A 2,500-nucleotide genomic window follows, 5' to 3' on the forward strand; every position below is an offset into this window, starting at 1 on the left:
TAATAATATCTTATCGTTTAAAATAAATATTCCAGTTAGAATATTTATAATTTGAATATAATATTCCGACCTAAAGATTAATCCCTTTATTGAACCATAATTTATAAATTATAACTGTGCTATAGTCATTTATTCAATTTACCTATACCCTATTTACTTTAGACTTTTAGCTTTTCACTTTTACCTTCTGATACCTGATATCTGATATCTGATATCTGCTTTAGCCTTATTCTTTTAGCTTCTGCCTTTTGCCTTATTCTTTTAGCATTTGGTTTTTTGCTTTTTACTTCTATCTTTTAGCTTTTGCATTTACACCGACCCTTTATTTATTTGAGTATAAAGCACAAAAAAACCCTTCATAAATAAATATGAAGGGTTCTCTAAAAAGGCGACGACCTACTCTCCCACAATGTAGTACCATCGGCGCAAATGGGCTTAACTTCTCTGTTCGGAATGGTAAGAGGTGAGCCCCATCGCTATAATCACCTTAAATCTTTCGGTGTATGTAGTAGTAACTACTTAACCGTATAAAATAACATATTGAAAAAATGATTCATGAAAATCTGTATTGAACTTTATAAAAAACAGGCGTACAATAAGCCTATGGGTTATTAGTATCACTCGGCTATGACATTACTGCCTTTACACCTATGACCTATCAACGTAGTCATCTCCTACGACCCTTTAAAGAAATCTCATCTTGTGGTGGGTTTCGCGCTTATATGCTTTCAGCGCTTATCCCTTCCCAACGTAGCTACTCTGCAATGCTCCTGGCGGAACAACAGATACACCAGAGGTTAGTCCAACTCGGTCCTCTCGTACTAGAGTCAGATCCACTCAAATTTCTAACGCCCACTGTAGATAGAGACCGAACTGTCTCACGACGTTCTGAACCCAGCTCGCGTGCCACTTTAATGGGCGAACAGCCCAACCCTTGGGACCTTCTCCAGCCCCAGGATGTGACGAGCCGACATCGAGGTGCCAAACCCCCCCGTCGATATGAGCTCTTGGGGGAGATCAGCCTGTTATCCCCGGCGTACCTTTTATCCTTTGAGCGATGGCCCTTCCATACGGAACCACCGGATCACTATGCTCTTGTTTCCAACCTGATCGACTTGTAGGTCTCTCAGTCAAGCACCCTTATGCCATTGCACTCTACGCACGATTACCAACCGTGCTGAGGGTACCTTTAGAAGCCTCCGTTACTCTTTTGGAGGCGACCACCCCAGTCAAACTACCCACCAAGCACTGTCCCTTCATTGAAGGTTAGACTCTAGACAAGCAAAGGGTGGTATTTCAACAATGACTCCACAACGCCTAGCGACGCCGCTTCAAAGTCTCCCACCTATCCTACACATTACTTATCCAAAACCAATACTAAGCTATAGTAAAGGTGCACGGGGTCTTTTCGTCCCACAGCGGGTAATCGGCATCTTCACCGATACTACAATTTCACCGAGCTCATGGCTGAGACAGTGTCCAGATCGTTGCACCATTCGTGCAGGTCGGAACTTACCCGACAAGGAATTTCGCTACCTTAGGACCGTTATAGTTACGGCCGCCGTTTACTGGGGCTTCATTTGAGATCTTCGCCGAAGCTAAACCCTCCACTTAACCTTCCAGCACCGGGCAGGTGTCAGGCCATATACGTCATCTTTCAATTTAGCATAGCCCTGTGTTTTTGATAAACAGTCGCCTGGACCTTTTCACTGCGGCCACCCCGAAGGGTGGCGACCTTTCTCCCGAAGTTACAGGTCTATTTTGCCTAGTTCCTTAGCCATGAATCTCTCGAGCTCCTTAGAATTCTCATCCCAACTACCTGTGTCGGTTTAGGGTACGGGCTGCTTCTCTCGCTTTTCTTGGAAGTCGATTTGCTAGATTATCACCGCGACCGTAGTCTTAGTGTACTATCGGGGGGTTACCCCTCCCTTCAACGCACAATTCCGTCTGTGCGCACTAACTTTTCGCCTCCGTCACTTTTAATGAGAGCAGGTACAGGAATATTAACCTGTTGTCCATCCACTACCCCTTTCGGGTTCGCGTTAGGTCCCGACTAACCCTCAGCTGATTAGCATAGCTGAGGAAACCTTAGTCTTTCGGAGTGCGGGTTTCTCGCCCGCATTATCGTTACTTATGCCTACATTTTCTTTTGTAGCTACTCCAGCATCCCTCACAGAACACCTTCAACGCCACTACAATGCTCCCCTACCACTTTTACAAGTCCATAGCTTCGGTAATATGTTTATGCCCGATTATTATCCATGCCGAACCGCTCGACTAGTGAGCTGTTACGCACTCTTTAAATGAATGGCTGCTTCCAAGCCAACATCCTAGCTGTCTAAGCAGTTCAACCTCGTTTTTTCAACTTAACATATATTTTGGGACCTTAGCTGATGGTCTGGGTTCTTTCCCTTTCGGACATGGACCTTAGCACCCATGCCCTCACTGCTGATTAACATTTTATAGCATTCGGAGTTTGTCAGGAATTGGTAGGCGGTGA

At 44.7% G+C, this 2,500-nt stretch carries 2 rRNA genes (1 of these 2 only partly in view); both read right to left on the reverse strand.

Annotation, left to right across the window (positions count from 1 at the left end):
* Positions 1–383 precede the first annotated feature (383 nt).
* A 5S ribosomal RNA gene (gene rrf, locus ACZ2G2_RS00430) occupies positions 384–490 on the reverse strand.
* Between the two features lie 101 nt (positions 491–591).
* A 23S ribosomal RNA gene (locus ACZ2G2_RS00435) occupies positions 592–2,500 on the reverse strand; it runs 912 nt beyond the window's last position.

The organism is Olleya sp. KKT75 (genome assembly GCF_055635485.1).